At 63.3% G+C, this 327-nt stretch carries 1 protein-coding gene; it reads left to right on the top strand.

Going from position 1 to position 327, the window contains the following annotated elements; all coding sequences use genetic code 11:
* Positions 1 to 60 precede the first annotated feature (60 nt).
* Positions 61 to 327: hypothetical protein (locus tag QK290_RS18605; protein ID WP_282332141.1), on the top strand; the 267-nt coding region annotated here is incomplete at its 3' end.

The following is a 327-nucleotide window of genomic DNA, read 5'->3' as shown; positions in this document are numbered from 1 at the left end:
CGGCGTGCGTTCGTTAAGGCGCGCTGAAAACGCCCACGGAAGAGTCAGGAGAGCCGGAAAATGGGCCTGGCTGAAGCTTTCCGGGGTAACCCTGTCTCGCACGGGCTCGGTCCGGATACAGCTGTGGACGTGGCCGAACTCTCGCGGGGCGTGCTGGAAACGGAGATTCCCGAAGGGCACTTCCTGGAAGGGATCGACGTCAAGGGATCGCCGGGGTTTGAGTCCTGGCTCCTGGTGGAGCGCCAGAGGGTGGACAGTGAGGTGCTCAGCGCCCCAGGACTCTGGACATGGGGTGATGGTGTTCGACTGACTTCCGCAGGATTCCGG

It is taken from the genome of Pseudarthrobacter sp. AL07, assembly GCF_029960665.1.
Taxonomy (GTDB): domain Bacteria; phylum Actinomycetota; class Actinomycetes; order Actinomycetales; family Micrococcaceae; genus Arthrobacter.
This window is presented reverse-complemented; position numbering and strand designations above follow the sequence as displayed.